Source organism: Desulfobacterales bacterium, from assembly GCA_030066985.1.
Lineage (GTDB): Bacteria > Desulfobacterota > Desulfobacteria > Desulfobacterales > JAHEIW01 > JAHEIW01.
The window spans coordinates 1-15,031 of the sequence record JASJAN010000048.1; the positions used below are offsets into that span (position 1 = coordinate 1).

14 protein-coding genes are annotated in these 15,031 nt (G+C 46.3%); 9 read left to right on the forward strand and 5 right to left on the reverse strand.

The window, feature by feature from the left end; genetic code table 11:
* The first annotated feature begins 590 nt into the window (after positions 1–590).
* From QNJ26_19155 to lptA, 4 genes are all read left to right on the forward strand, one after another.
* Positions 591–1,121 (forward strand): integrase core domain-containing protein, encoded by a 531-nt coding sequence (locus QNJ26_19155; protein MDJ0987667.1) that lies wholly within the window; start codon positions 591–593, stop codon positions 1,119–1,121.
* 563 nt (positions 1,122–1,684) lie between these two features.
* Positions 1,685–2,017, forward strand: a complete 333-nt coding sequence (locus tag QNJ26_19160) for a hypothetical protein (GenBank protein MDJ0987668.1) — start codon at positions 1,685–1,687, stop codon at positions 2,015–2,017.
* 6 nt (positions 2,018–2,023) lie between these two features.
* A complete protein-coding gene (locus tag QNJ26_19165; protein ID MDJ0987669.1) occupies positions 2,024–2,839 on the forward strand; it encodes a putative molybdenum carrier protein in 816 nt (271 codons plus the stop codon).
* Between the two features lie 147 nt (positions 2,840–2,986).
* Complete coding sequence (gene lptA, locus QNJ26_19170; protein ID MDJ0987670.1) at positions 2,987–3,571, forward strand: lipopolysaccharide transport periplasmic protein LptA; 585 nt, start codon at positions 2,987–2,989, stop codon at positions 3,569–3,571.
* Positions 3,572–3,649: 78 nt separating this feature from the next.
* Here lptA and QNJ26_19175 read toward each other — a convergent pair whose 3' ends face one another.
* The 3 genes from QNJ26_19175 to murJ are packed head-to-tail and all read right to left on the reverse strand — an operon-like array spanning position 3,650 to position 5,823.
* On the reverse strand, positions 3,650–3,919 hold the full coding sequence (locus QNJ26_19175) for a tetratricopeptide repeat protein (protein ID MDJ0987671.1): 270 nt from the start codon (positions 3,917–3,919) through the stop codon (positions 3,650–3,652).
* A 45-nt stretch (positions 3,920–3,964) separates the two neighbouring features.
* Positions 3,965–4,258, reverse strand: coding sequence for a septum formation initiator family protein (locus QNJ26_19180; GenBank protein ID MDJ0987672.1), 294 nt, complete (start codon positions 4,256–4,258; stop codon positions 3,965–3,967).
* The gene (murJ, locus tag QNJ26_19185; GenBank protein ID MDJ0987673.1) at positions 4,255–5,823 is read right to left on the reverse strand and encodes a murein biosynthesis integral membrane protein MurJ; all 1,569 of its coding nucleotides are present in this window, start codon (positions 5,821–5,823) and stop codon (positions 4,255–4,257) included. The genes QNJ26_19180 and murJ overlap by 4 nt, the downstream gene beginning before the upstream one ends.
* 117 nt (positions 5,824–5,940) lie before the next feature.
* Here murJ and rpsT point away from each other — a divergent pair, with 117 nt between their 5' ends.
* Positions 5,941–6,210 carry a 30S ribosomal protein S20 gene (gene rpsT / locus QNJ26_19190; GenBank protein MDJ0987674.1) on the forward strand — a complete coding sequence of 90 codons (270 nt, stop codon included), beginning with the start codon at positions 5,941–5,943 and terminating at the stop codon, positions 6,208–6,210.
* Positions 6,211–6,233: 23 nt separating this feature from the next.
* On the opposite strand, the gene lptE is transcribed toward rpsT, so the two are convergent.
* Together lptE and leuS are read right to left on the reverse strand one after the other, a co-directional pair.
* Positions 6,234–6,749: an LPS assembly lipoprotein LptE gene (gene lptE / locus QNJ26_19195; protein ID MDJ0987675.1), complete on the reverse strand. Its 516-nt coding sequence runs from the start codon at positions 6,747–6,749 to the stop codon at positions 6,234–6,236.
* 201 nt (positions 6,750–6,950) lie between these two features.
* Entirely contained in the window at positions 6,951–9,542 is a 2,592-nt protein-coding gene (gene leuS, locus QNJ26_19200) for a leucine--tRNA ligase (GenBank protein MDJ0987676.1), read from the reverse strand.
* Between the two features lie 351 nt (positions 9,543–9,893).
* Between leuS and QNJ26_19205 the strand changes: the two genes are divergently transcribed.
* The 4 genes from QNJ26_19205 to secF all read left to right on the forward strand — a co-directional run bounded on the left by QNJ26_19205 (position 9,894) and on the right by secF (position 14,903).
* Positions 9,894–11,369, forward strand: coding sequence for a ribonuclease E/G (locus QNJ26_19205; GenBank protein ID MDJ0987677.1), 1,476 nt, complete (start codon positions 9,894–9,896; stop codon positions 11,367–11,369).
* Positions 11,370–11,595: 226 nt separating this feature from the next.
* Positions 11,596–11,931, forward strand: coding sequence for a preprotein translocase subunit YajC (gene yajC, locus QNJ26_19210; protein MDJ0987678.1), 336 nt, complete (start codon positions 11,596–11,598; stop codon positions 11,929–11,931).
* 207 nt (positions 11,932–12,138) lie between these two features.
* The gene (gene secD, locus QNJ26_19215) at positions 12,139–13,710 is read left to right on the forward strand and encodes a protein translocase subunit SecD (protein MDJ0987679.1); all 1,572 of its coding nucleotides are present in this window, start codon (positions 12,139–12,141) and stop codon (positions 13,708–13,710) included.
* A gap of 152 nt (positions 13,711–13,862) precedes the next feature.
* Entirely contained in the window at positions 13,863–14,903 is a 1,041-nt protein-coding gene (secF, locus tag QNJ26_19220; GenBank protein ID MDJ0987680.1) for a protein translocase subunit SecF, read from the forward strand.
* The last annotated feature ends 128 nt before the right edge of the window (positions 14,904–15,031 follow it).

The following is a 15,031-nucleotide window of genomic DNA, read 5'->3' on the forward strand; positions in this document are numbered from 1 at the left end:
AGATTCATACCACAAAAGACGCAGAAGCCTATTGGTAAAACTTGGGTGCCTATTATTTTACGGGACTGCATAAAAATATGCGATTTCTCCAACATATCAAAGGTTTTTATCCTCCGAAAAACTTGTGATATTCATTTTATATCACAGGTAAAAATTCCACCATTTTTGATCCTATCTGAGAGTTTATATTAGATTACGCATCCCACATTTTGGCTGGATTTTAGGTTTCGGCTATGTACCTACAATCGTAATAATTTGCACCGTACATCATCACATCTAACACATTTCCAGATCCTTTAGTTTTTCGACTCAGGCACGAAGTCTACAATTTCAAATAGACCAAATTTTATTATATTTGCCATTGTAATGCACAATTTGAAAACTCGTGTGATATCCGTTTGATATCTGTAAAATTGCCAAAGTTGTAATATTCTCATATCGGTAGTTTTGTTTTAGGCATTCCTGAGCAACAGTTCCGAGACGGACCTACTTTTATCCATTATATTTAATAAATATCAATAGGTTATGAATTGACATTGTGAGTTAAATAAATAGGTGTTTAAATTTTAATTCTGTTTGACGTGAGCATTATGGGCAAAACGGGTGTGAAATTACATTTTATTCAGCCGGGCAAGCCTAATCAAAATGCTTTTGTTGAATCATTCAATGGCAGATTCAGGGATAGTTGCCTGAACCATCGTTGTTTTCTGAATCTGGACGATGCCGCTCAGGTCCTTGATCAGTTGCGAAAACATTACAACCAGGTCAGGCCCCATAGTTCACTTAGCTATGTGCCACCGGAATTTTATGAAAAACAAGCTGCCCGATACTATCAGACTTTGGGCAGAGCTTACAGAAAAAAGGGGCAGTATGAAAATGCACTAAAAGAATTTAAAAAGGCCCTTCAGCGCGCCCCGGAGTCCCCTTGGTGTCATTTTGATTTGGCCATTATATATATTTTTTTGGGCCGGGATGAGGAGGCTCGTGTATCGGCCGCAAAATGCATGGAGTTAGCACCCTATATTACCGTGGGTATGTTCCCCAAACCTCGTTGTAAGGTGGATAAAGCCTTATTTAATAAGTTTCTCGACGCCATGCGCAAAGCGGGATTTCCAGAGTGAGCGTAGCTAAATTCTAATTTCATATATCTATCATAAAAACAAATTATCTCAAGCTTCTAAGAGTTGCGATTTCTCCAACATTTCCACACTTTTGAATCCATCCAAAAACCTGTGATACGCGTTATATATTAATAATAAGGAATGGAATAGAGGCAGGGCCTATGCGACCCTGCCTCTTAAATTTTCAAAGAGCGTTCAAATATGCCGCCGCCAGCCAAAAGAGGAAAAACCGACGACGGCCCCAGTGTGGCCACATTGGCAAAAACAAGGTTCAGCTATTCTTATTCTGCCAATGAAAGGTCAATTCCAAAAATATGACCCATTTTTCTTCAGAAGAAGAACCATAGGCTTTCTAACACGTTAAGCCAGAAAACGACAATTCATGGCTCCTGGAGGACGATTCAGGCCGGAAACGACAATTTGTGTTTATTTCTTTGACCCATCTGGACAATTGTACTATATAGCATTCATCTTTTAAGCGCTGAATCCTGTCTTTAAATTTGATATAGCAAATAAATTTGCGTTTAGTCTTTTAAACTTCAATTAATAAAGGAGTTTATCCTATGGCCAAAGCCAAAAAGCCGAGTTCTGTAGATGATAAAAACAGGCGCTCTGGATTAGACCGCAGATGGATTATCGCACCGCATGATGGACCGGAAAGACGCAGCGGCAAAGATAGAAGAAAGGTTCTGGAGGAAGGCAGTATCGTTGCGACAGAAGAAACGGAGACAAATGAAATCGCAACCATACAAGATCTTCTGATGGCCAATTCGATGCAACTGGATGCCATCGCCCAGCTGTTGATTGAAAAAGGTATTTTTTCCAAGGATGAGCTCTTCAATATGCTCAAACGAATTCAGCGGGAATACCAAAAAACGGGACATATTGAAGATTAAATCAACATGATTCGGAAGATTATCTCAGGTGGTCAGACGGGAGCAGATCAGGCGGCTCTTGATGCCGCCATCAAATTGGGCATTCCCCACGGCGGACAAATTCCAAAAGGCCGCTTGACCGAAGCAGGTCCCCTGCCGGACAAGTATAATTTATCAGAAATGTCCAGCAGCAGTTACCCGCAAAGAACTGAGCAGAATGTGATCGATTCAAGCGGTACATTGATCATCAGTCATGGCCCTTTAAGCGATGGTTCAGACTACACCCGCAAAAAGGCCATTCAGCACAAACGCCCCTGGTTGCATATCGACTTAAACAAAACCCCTGCCTTTCAGGCCGCAACCCAAATACGTTCCTGGCTCGAGGATCATCAGATAGAGACACTCAATGTGGCCGGCCCCCGCGCCAGCAAAGATGAAAAAATTTATAAGGCTGTGTTCAATTTAATCGAAAGTGTCTATTACTTGCAAATGATGAATAGCGCTCAAAACGAGGCTGCAAGCTATCAGAGAAGAAACCGCGGCGTCGCAGTTAAGCCAAAAACAATTGACGAGGCCATCCAGTTATTGATCAACGAACTGCCCTTGAAAGAAAAGATCACGATCGCCAATATGGCAGCAGACGAATTGATTAACCTCAATGCCAATATCGGAAGATATATACTGGATCAATTTGGTCTATGGTCCGGCAATGAAGAACTGGTTGAATCCTGTTTACCATATGTAGACTATCCGTTACACAATGAGGATGATGTTGCTGCCGTCATCATTAAAGAGCTATGGCTTCGATTGAGGCAAACCCATCGACTTAGAATTATCAAATGATTCAGTCGGGCCGGTTGACCCTGGAACTTGAGTCACCGACCACCCACAAAGCGGGTGGCTTAATCGGTGAAAACAACGCGGTGGAATCGGGCGCAAAGCACCCGGTTTGACAACACCCAATCAAATTTTATCCAATGAGAGGAAATCATGAAAACACCTCAAATCTTCCGGGCTGCAGCTTACCGGGTTTGGATCCTTAACGTCGTGTTTACCGTCCTGACACCGCTGCTATTATCATCCATAGTGGTGGCCGAGGAGCCGTCGTCCAATCGTAGCGCAAATGCCAGCGAGGCTGAGATTCAGATTGTCGCAGACCAATTGGTTACCAACGATGCGGAAAAATTTGCAGAGTTTAGCGGTGATGTTCGTGCCAGCCAGGGGTCCTTTGTGATTACCTCCGATCGCCTCAGAATATATTACCAATCAGCAGCAGCGGGTGCCGAAGATCAAAGCGCTGATCGGCAATCTGTAAAGCGCATCATCGCCAACGGCAATGTTCAGGTGTCAACGGATCGATTTACAGCTAAATCCGATCGCGCCGAATACGACATGCAAACACAAGTTGTCGTATTTACAGGAGAAAATTCCAGCATCAAGAGCGACAAAAATATCTTAACCGGATCCAAGATCACCCTCGATCGAAAAACCGGGCAGATGAAGGTTGAAAGCCCCCCACAGCAACGGGTCAAGGCTATTTTTTATCCAAAAAAGGAAGCAGAGAAAAAAGAGTAACATACGGGTAGGCCGGCTGAATAATGCGGTTTATGGCAAGTAAAAGACGGCAGGCTCGTTGCAATCGAGGCAGTGCGGTTAACGATTCAAGTTGCGAAGTTTTTGTAAATTACTATATTTGAGCATCAGGTCAAACCATTGGTGAAACAAAGCGCCTAAATCTTCAAGCGAATCATTATGGCTTTGCTTCACCTTTTTCTCTACCCGCGCCAGCGCCGCCAGATAATCATCACGATCAGGTTCTTGCACCAGTAAATGGCGATAAATTTCAGCAGCCTTTTCCCAGTGCCCTTGTTCAGAATATACCTGAGCCATTGTGGCGGTATAGAATTCAGGTTCTTTTCCCATTGTTCATCCTGATCCGTGAACAGCAAAAGGCGCAAAATGCGCTATTCAGGGTTTGGGCATGTGCCGGGGTTTTAGAATCAGTTCATTCTCACCCACCATACCCAGTTCTTGACGGGCCACATTTTCGATGTAATGCGGATCATGCTTGAGTCGATCAATTTCGACACTCAACGAGAGGTTCTGATCCGTCAGCTGTTCGTTTCTTTCCTGAAGCTGAACTTTTTCATCCCTTAAAGTGTTTAAATCGATGAAGCCATGCTCACCAAAGATGATAAAAAACAGCATTGAAAACATTAGCGCAACAGCAATGGTGATAAGGATGCTTTGTTTTTTGGTCATTTCCGGTTTATGCCCTTTTTTAGTTCAGCAAGCATGCTGGCAAATTCAGGGCTTTTGATACCGTACGAACAGGTACCGAAAACCGCCAGCCCGACCATCACACAGCCCAGCAGTCCCACCAGTAATTCAATGAAAGCCGCCCCTTCGGTCGGAATAATCAGCGTTGATGCACCCCAGACGACGGCTCCCATGACAACAGCGCACCCCAGTGTTTTCAATGCAGATTGCGCAAGGCGTCGCCATCCCAGTGAGCCTAGTTTTTTGCGCAGCGCCATTACCAGCAGCATGAGGTTTAATACCGAGGCCAGCGATGTCGCCAGCGCAAGCCCTGCATGGCTGAGCGGCTTCATCAAAACGACGCCAAGCACCATATTGGCCAAAATGGAAACCATTGCCACGATCATCGGTGTGCGGGTGTCTTTAAGCGCGAAAAAGGTTGCGGCCACAATTCGCACAGCCGAAAAGGCCCACAGACCTATAGCATAGTACAAAAGTGCCTGAGCAGTCAACAGCGTGGCCTGCGAGCTGAATTCACCTCTTTGAAACAAGACCATTATAATCGGTTCTCGCAGGATGATGAGTCCTACCATTGACGGAATGGTCATAAACAGCGTCATCCTGACGGCATAACCAAAAGTGTCTTTTAAACCCGCAAAATCTTCCAAGGCGGCCTGACGGGAGAGACTCGGCAAAACCGCTGTGGCCGCAGCAATCGCGAATATACCCAGAGGAAATTGAACCAGACGATCGGCAAAGTATAAAACGGTTATACTGCCCTCCACCAGAAACGACCCCAGCAACGTACCAACCAGAACATTGATCTGGTATACGGCACCGCCGAGTATGATCGGTGGAATGAGCCGACTTATTTTTTTTAAACCCGGATGAAAAAGTTTTGTTTTCTGCCAAAAACGAAATCCCCTGCCTGCCATAGCGGGCAACTGCAGCGTCAACTGTAGCAACCCACCAATGAGGACCCCGATGGCCAGCCCCAACACGGGCGTGCTCAGATGGGGGCACAAAAAAAAGACCGAGAAAATAATCGCCAGATTCAACAAAACCGGTGCGAGTGCAGGTGCGGCAAAGTGTCCGAATACATTTAGAATCCCCATACACAGAGCGACCAGGCCGATAAAGAAAATGTAAGGAAACATGATGCGGGTTAGGGTGATGGTAAGGGACAATTTGTCGGGAGCGTCTATGAAACCAGGGGCAACCATTTTGACGATAAGCGGTGCCATGAGGATGCCACCCAGTGAAATCACCACCAGAATAACGGACATCAACCAGAGGGCGGAACGTGCCAGTCGAAAGGCTTCATCTTTGCCGTCAATGGCCAGGTAATCCGTTAGGACCGGCACGAAAGCATTACTGATCGAGCCTTCCCCCAAAAGCTTTCTAAGCAGATTGGGTATTCTAAACGCAGCGATAAAAGCATCTGAATTTTGACCGGCACCGAAATACCAGGCAATGACCGCATCACGAACAAATCCCAGGATACGGCTCAGTAAGGTCGCAGATCCGACGACGCCGGCGGCTTTAATCACCTGGGATTTTTCAGACATGGCTGATTTCGAAGAAAATCGCTTGACATTCGGATTTGTGTTTTATAGGTAATATCGTTTATTGTACCTTTCGTTAGAGTTCGATTCAGGAATTTATGGAAAAAAGGAGTAAAAAACTTGGCAAATCATAAATCAGCTGAAAAACGCGCCCGTCAAAACGAGAAACGGCGCCTTCGCAATAAAGCGGTTAAATCCAGAATAAAGCATATCACCAAAGATGTTCGCCTGGCTTCTGCTGAAGGTTCCAAAGAAGATGCCATGGCCAAAATGAATGCGGCTCAAGCGTTAATCGACAAAGCCGTTAAAAAAGGTGTCATCCACAAAAAAACGGCTGCCCGCAAGGTCTCTCGCCTATCCAAACTGGTCAATACGATTGTCATATTTTAGGGATTGCCGGGCTGAATCCCGCCTCAGAAATCATCGCTGAATCGATTAACGACTTTTTCGGCGATGCGTCTTGACAGTACCTTTATCGCCGTGCGCCGATTTGCATCGGTAATTTCCGGATCCAGGTCTACCAGATAGGCTTCAAAATCCGATATCTCTCTTGCCGCCCACACAATGTTACCATCGGTGTCGGTCAATCTTAAATCAATGAGTACGGTCACGCGCCTCTCATTTGCGACGGTGGGTTGATTTACGGAGATGGTCCTTGTGTGGACGCCTTTAACCACGCCGCTGAGGACCACATCGGCATCTGTCGTTCCATTGGCCAGATAATAGGTTTTGCGCAAGGTCAGTTCATCTAACAGTTCGGCAGTAATGATGTTTTCCACGCCGGTTTCCTGGGTTTGATTTTCCAAAACCATTACGAACAGACGCTCGTTATCGCCGGGGAAACCGCCCTGATCCGCAAACCGATAACCGCAAGCCCAGCATAACACTGCCGTTAGGATGGCGATTAGGCTTAGCTTGCATATTTTCAAATTCATCTCCTGTGAGAAGTTCCAAGGTTCATAGGTTCAACGTTCAGAGGTTAAACTTTTTTGTTTTTTCGGCCACTGGCTTATAGCTTCTCGCCACTGGCCATGCGCTAGTGATCAATTACTGACAGCCAGCTGCAAGATGCCAGCAGCCAGTTACTGAAATGTACAACCCTGAACCTCTGAACCCTGAACTCTTGAACCTTAGACAACAATATTAACCAATTTATCCTTCACATAAATCACCTTTTTGACCGTCTGGCCCTCGGTGAATTTTGCAACGCGCGGGTCTTCCAGTGCCTGCTTTTTGATTTTTTCTTCCGGTGTGTCGGTCGCCACCGAGAATTTACTGCGCAATTTGCCGTTTACCTGGATGACAATTAATACTTCATCTTTTTCAAGTGCCGCATCCAGATAAGTAGGCCACGGGGCAAGCAATACACTGGACGTCTTGCCCAGTGAATGCCACAACTCTTCAGCAAAATGAGGAACAATGGGTGCCATCAGCAGCGTCACTGATTCAATTGCCAACCGCATGACCGCAACGGCTTGTGGATCTTCTTCGGCTTTGTCAATGGCCGACATCATATTAAAAAGCTCCATAACGGCACTGATAGCGGTATTAAAATGGAAACGGTCCTCAATATCACGCGTGACTTTCATGATGGCTTGATGCGTTTTTTGGTAAAGCGACTTGACGGGCCCTTTCAGCGCATCGGGCGGCCCATTGTATGCAGCAATATCATTAACGCGATCCATCCACGTTGCAGTCAAGCGCCATACGCGGTTTAAAAATCGATAGCCGCCTTCAACGCCTTGTTCGCTCCATTCCAGATCCCGCTCCGGCGGTGCCGCAAACAAACAAAAGAAACGGGTGGTGTCGGCGCCGTATTTTTCCAGAAGAATGTTCGGGTCAATCACATTCTTTTTTGATTTGGACATCTTTTCAACCCGGCCCACTACAACCGGCTGATCACACTGGGTGCAAAACCGTTGGCCATCTGTGACTTTGATTTCGTTTGGAAGCAGATAGCCATGCCGCTGGCAGGAAACCGTTTCTTTGCAAACCATTCCCTGAGTCAGCAGCCGCGTAAAAGGTTCTTTAAAACCGACCAGTCCCTGATCGTTCAAAACACGAGTGTAATAGCGCGAATATAGCAGATGCAAAATCGCATGCTCAACACCGCCGATATATTGATCCACCGGCATCCAGTAATCTACTGCTGCTTTGTCAAACATGCCGGTATCAAAATTCGGGCTACAGTAGCGGTCAAAATACCAGGACGATTCGACAAAGGTATCCATCGTGTCGGTTTCGCGGCGCGCATTCAGATCACCGCACTGGGGGCACTTCGTCTTTACAAATGCATCCAGCTCGGGCAACGGAGATTTGCCGCCTTCGAGCAGTTCAACGTCTTCCGGCAGTTTGACCGGAAGATCTGAATCTGGTACCGGAACGACGCCACAAGTGCCACAATGGATAATTGGAATCGGGGCGCCCCAATAGCGTTGCCTGGAAATACCCCAATCGCGCAGTCGGAAACTGACTTCTTTTTGTCCCAGGTTATTTTTTTCCAGATAAGCAGCAATTCTATCCATTGCCGCTCTATTGTCCAAGCCGTCAAATTCACCGGAATTCACCATGATGCCGTCACCGGTGTAAGCTTCAGTGAGACCATCTGCTGCCAAGTTTTGATCCGAAGGATTGACAACCAGCACGATGTCCAAGTCGTATTTTTTGGCAAAATCAAAATCGCGTTGATCATGAGCAGGGACTGCCATCACCGCACCGGTCCCATATTCCATCAGGGCAAAATTGGCCGTATAAATCGGCATACGGGCACCGTTTAAAGGATTGATACAATAGGCCCCGAGAAAAACCCCTTCTTTTTCATACTCCTCTAAGGCTCTGTCGGAACGGTCTTGCAGCGACATCCGCTCGACAAATTCCCTCACAGGCGTTTCCTGGGGTGTGCCGCTTGCCAGCTGCAGCGTCAACGGATGCTCCGGTGCCAGACACATGAAAGTCGCACCAAAAACCGTATCGTGGCGGGTGGTAAATACCGGGATGACGATATCCTGATTGTCAACTTTGAAGCGTATTTCAGCGCCGTAGCTTTTGCCAATCCAATTCTTCTGCATGGTGATGACTTTTTCCGGCCATCCGGGCAATTGATCTGAATAGGTCAGTAAATCATCCGCATAATCGGTGGTTTTAAAAAACCATTGCGCTAATTTTTTTTGCCGCACCGCCTCCCCGCAGCGCCAGCACATGCCAGCTTCAACCTGTTCGTTAGCCAGAACCGTCTGGCACGATTGACACCAATTGACAAAGGACTCTTTGCGGTAGGCCATTCCATTGGCATACATCTTGAGAAACAGCCACTGCTCCCAGCGATAATATTCGGGTCGGCAAGTGGCGATCTCTCGGTCCCAGTCGTAAGAGAAGCCTAATTTTTTCAACTGCGCACGCATGGCATCGATGTTGGCATATGTCCATTTGGCGGGGTGGGTATTGTTGGCAATCGCCGCATTTTCAGCCGGCATGCCGAATGCATCCCAGCCCATGGGATGCAAAACATTAAAACCGCGCATCCTTTTATAACGGGCAACGACATCACCGATGGTATAGTTGCGCACATGTCCGATATGGATTTGCCCGGAAGGATACGGAAACATTTCCAACAGATAATATTTCTCCTTAGCCGGATCTTCTGTCACCTTAAACAGCTGATTGGACTCCCAATAAGCCTGCCATTTGGGTTCGATATGATGCGGATCGTATTTCGGGTTCATTGCCTCTACCTCTACCAGCCTGGATTCTTGTTCAGCAAAAAGTACCGAGGTCTTCCTTGCCACAAAATGATAACAATAGCAAGATAGTCCGTCAACTCAGCCTTATCGTGGGTCCCGAAAACGCTTGCCTTTGTCTGGTGATAAACCCCTTGTGTATCCAATCCAACAAACAGAAATCGTTTGACTTGTCATTGACAATTGCATATTCAGGCAATACGCTCGATAAAAGATTCGTGCGAACTGAAATGTTATCAAACCATCATTCCATTATTTCAAAGCCGACCCGGCTTGTAGGCTTCGCGTGAGTTTTAGATATTCAATCGATGTTAGATATTAAAAGGCTTTATCTTTATGGGAATCAAAATACTCATTAACGCCATTGATCCGGAGGAATGCCGGGTCGCTGCAGTAAAAGCAAATAAACTGGAAGAGTTTTATGTTGAAAGCGCTGCCCAGGAAATTACCCAGAATAACATATACAAAGGAATTATTTCCCGAATAGAACCCAGCCTGCAGGCGGTCTTTGTAGATTACGGCGCCGAGCGGCACGGTTTCTTGCAACGCCATGAGATTCACAGTGACTATTTTCATGAAAGTGAGGACGGTGATCACTCGATTGAAAAACTGGTCCGCCGCGGACAAGAAGTCATGGTTCAGGTCACCAAAGAACCCTTCATGAAAAAAGGCGCCATGTTGACAACATATGTATCCCTGGCTGGCCGATATTTGGTCCTTATGCCCGGAAACGACAAACACGGCATCTCACGTAAGATTGCTGATGAAGATGAGCGCAATCGCCTCAAAGACCTGTTGGATAAATTAAAAATCCCCGAAGACTTCGGTCTCATTGTGCGCACCGTTGGGATCAATTGTACCAAAACCCTTTTGGCTCGCGATTTAAGGTATTTGCTGCGGCTTTGGAAAACCATAAAAAAAAGTGTAATGAAGGAAACTGCCCCTGCCCTACTCTATCGCGAAACGCATCTGGTTTTAAGGTCCATTCGCGATTACTTCACGCCAGAAGTGACCGAAATTCTAATTGATGACCCTTCAGTGTTTCAGGAAGTCAAAGATTTTATTAAAATAATTTCTCGCAAACACCACAAAATCGTTAAATTGTATAAAGGGGCCAAACCGATTTTTACCCAATTTGGCATCGAGAACCAGATCGCACCCATTTTCGAAAGCCGTATCAATCTGAAATCGGGTGGATCTATCGTCATCGAACAAACCGAAGCGCTGGTATCCATTGATGTCAACTCTGGCAAATCCACCCATGAACGCTCGATTGAGAAAACTGCCTTCTTGACCAATCGCGAGGCGGCTGAAGAGGCTGCCCGACAATTACGGCTAAGAGATCTGGGTGGCCTGATCGTCATTGATTTTATTGATATGCGCGAGCCCAAGAATCGCTCCGAAGTGGAACGCCATCTGCGACGTTTTGTCAGCGAAGACAAAGCCAAGACAAAGGTTGGTAAAATTTCAAGATTCGGATTGTTGGAAATGTCCCGCCAGCGAATCCGGCCTTCGATTGAATTTGGCAGTTACCATCCCTGTCGCCATTGTAAAGGTAAGGGCCTGGTCGCCTCAACAGAGACACTGGCCGTTGGGTTTCTTCGAAAACTCAGTTTAGAAACGCTTAAACCGGGTATTACCGCTGTTTTAGGGATCGTGCCCGTGGATGTAGCTGCTTATCTATTGAATAAAAAACGTAAAGAAATCGCTGAACTGGAAGAACGCCGCAATCTGAGTGTCAACATTGAAGGTGACCTATCAATGACCCCCGGAGATAGCAAGATTATCTATCAAGACCACAAGAAGCCCTAGCGCAAATAAGTTCGATATTGACAGCCTTGGTATATTGCTGTATCTGGTGGCTCAATTTATCGATTGACCGCTTTTTATTGGAACCATCAACTTGCAATCCTTAAAAATTGCTCTAAATTTGATAGTATCCAGATCAGTGGTTTGCAAAGCCATTGACGCATGAAACAAGGGTCAAGACTAAAATTACAATGGACTGGATTGTATCGCAATTAGAGGAGGTATTATTTTGATTGATATCGCTTATGCAATGGGTGGAGGAGCTGGCGGAGAGGGTGCTGCCGGATTTGGCGGGTTTATCCCGATCATCCTGATGTTCGTTATTTTTTATTTTTTGTTAATCCGACCCCAGCAAAAAAGACAAAAAGAGCACCGCAGTATGATATCCAGCTTAAAAAAAGGAGACCGGATTATTACGAGCGGAGGACTGCACGGTCGAATTACGGGAATTGATGATACGACGTTAACTCTGGAAATAGCGGACAAAGTCAGAGTTAAAGTTGCGCGCTCCAATGTATCAGCAATGTTTCAGCCGTCTTCACAGCCGCAACCGGAAAAAAAATAACCGCAAATTTCGCAGTGGATTATTTTTAAATGCGATTGAGGACATCTTAAATGGTTGAATCGTTAAACGCCTTGCTGGAAATGGCTGTTTAGCAATTCAGCCATTTGTCTATTCAGCGGAGTCAATTGCGCTGCCCGCGGCAAGCTTGCCAAAGCACATGTGCCGCAGTAAGCCAAAAGCAGTGCTAAACAAATGAGGAAATCACCATTGAAAAATTTTTCATGGAAAGTGGTTTTGGTGTTTGCGGTCATTGTTGCGGCGATCATATATGTGCTGCCAACCTTGGCGCCGGATTTATGGCCTCACAAACAGATAAATCTTGGGCTGGACCTTCAGGGAGGGATGCACTTGGTGCTGGAAGTTGACACCGCCAAGGCTGTCGATGGTCAAGTTGAACGCATTACACAAGAAATTCGAGACCAGCTTCGCAATGAGCGGCTTCGCGGTGTCTCATTGGACCGCACAGAAGGAAATAAAATTACCGCCAGCATTAAAGACCCCCAGATTGCTGATAAATTTAACACCCTGATTGAAGAAGAATTTGATCCACTCAAAAGTTCTCAAAAGTCAGAAGGCGGCCAAACCCAAATCGTGCTGCAGCTGCCGCCTGCTGAAGCCGAAAATGTTGAAAAGCTGGCGGTCGATCAGGCGTTGGAGACCATCCGCAACCGCATAGACCAATTTGGTGTGGCCGAGCCCGATATCCGCCGTCAGGGACAAAGACGCATTTTAATCCAACTGCCGGGCATTCGAGATGCGGACCGGGCTAAAGATTTGATCGGCAGGACCGCGCTTCTGGAATTTAAACTGGTGGATGACACCCAGGATGTCAATACGGCCTTAAAGGGCAGTGTCCCCCCCGGCAGACAAATTCTCTATCGCGTGGAAACAGATACCGAAACCGGTGCCGTCACAAAAGTCCCCTTGCTGCTCAAAAAACGAACGCTTTTGACCGGTGCCAATCTGACCAATGCGCGGGTGGATTTTGATCAATTTAACATTCCTTTTGTGTCCATCAATTTTGATAAAAAAGGTGCCCGCGATTTTGAACGCATCACCGGTGAAAACGTTAATAAAAGATTGGCCATTGTTCTTGATGACACTGTGGCTTCAGCGCCCGTCATTCAAGAAAAGATTGCCGGCGGTCAGGCACGCATAACAGGCAACTTTAGTCTGGAAGAAGCCAAAGATCTCGCCATTGTGCTGCGGGCGGGTGCGCTTCCGGCACCGGTAAACATATTGGAAGAACGCACGGTGGGTCCATCGCTTGGAGCGGACTCTATTCGTAAAGGGCTGATTTCCATGTTAATCGGCGGCATTTTGGTGATCTTTTTTATGATTCTGTATTATAAGGGCGCCGGGTTGATTGCTGATGTAGCGCTGGTATTGAACATTGTTTTGATTGCAGCCGGTCTGGCGGCAGCCGGCGCAACCTTAACGCTCCCGGGAATTGCCGGTATTATTTTGACGATCGGCATGGCGGTGGATGCCAATGTGATCATATTTGAGCGCATCCGGGAAGAATTGGCATTGGGGCGAACACCCCGGGCTGCAATTGACGCCGGCTTTAACCGCGCCACCTTGACGATTCTCGATGCCAATGTAACCACCTTGATTGCCGCCGTCGTCCTGTTCCAATTCGGAACTGGACCGGTCAAAGGATTTGCGGTAACCCTGAGTTTGGGTGTCATCGCCAGTATGTTCACAGCCCTGGTGCTGTCGCGTTTGATATTTGACACCATATTGGCTGGACGCAAAGTAAAGACATTAAGTATTTGACACGATATTTCGTTCAAGCAGCTCAACGATTCATTCTGTGAGGCCACCAGATTCAATGCCTATGCGCAAATGACGTGATTTACGCATAACCCATAACGATCAAGACAGCAGCGCGCTTTAGGCGCAATGCAAATATTGAAAGAGACAGCGCCATGCGGTTCATAAAACCTGACATTAACGTTGATTTCATCGGCAAAAAAAAGATCGCCTTTTTTCTGTCTATTGCCTGTGTTGCCATAAGCCTTTTATCGCTGATCTTTCACGGCGGCCCCAGACTCGGTATTGATTTTGCCGGTGGCACCCTGGTGCAGATCAAATTTACCTCACCAGTTCAAATTGATGATATTCAAACCGGTCTGAATACAATTGGTCTGGGCAAGTCATCTGTGCAGCAATTCGGCCAAGATATTGACAATGAATTTCTCATCCGAACAGAAATTTCCTACGGCAGCGGTGAAGGTTTCAGCTCAGATTTGAAAAAAGCGCTGGCAGATTCAACTCAAAAAGAAGTGGAAATTCGACGGGTAGAAATGGTGGGTCCCCAGGTGGGAAAAGACTTACGCGAAAAAGCATTGTTTGCCATTTTTTATGCCTTGCTGTTTATCACCATCTACATATCCGGACGATTCGAACTGAAATGGATATTGAGCGGAGTGGTTGCAGCCGCCCTGATAGGAGCCGTTTATCTTTTCGATCTGTTTAACGTCAGCATCCCATTTTTAATCGGTGCCGCCCTAATCGTTACGCTTGTGGTTTTCTGGTTTCTTGAGCTCAAATACGCTATGGGCGCTATCGTCGCCTTGATGCACGATGTAATTATTACCGTTGGGATCTTTTCGATATTCGACAAGGAATTCACGCTGCCGATTATCGCTGCGCTGTTGACCATCGTCGGATACTCGCTAAATGATACGATTATCGTATTTGACCGCATCCGTGAAAACCTGAAAAAATTCCACAAAAAGCCGCTGGCATTTATCGTCAATCGATCCATTAACGAAACGCTGAGCAGGACAATTTTAACCTCACTGACAACCCTTATGGTCGTCGTAACCTTATTTGTCCTCGGCGGAGGTATCATTCACGATTTTGCGTTCGCGCTGATCATCGGTGTTCTGGTGGGCACGTATTCATCTGTTTATGTCGCAAGCCCAATTTTACTGGCCTGGCAGGGGCGCAGCAAAAAGAAATGAACAACACCCAGTGGCATTTATCACCATCCAAAACCGACAGTTATTCTTGGCAATCCATATAACAGCGGAATATCGAATTGACATTGAGATGAACAGACTTTAAAATTAAACCAGAAATATGACCATTA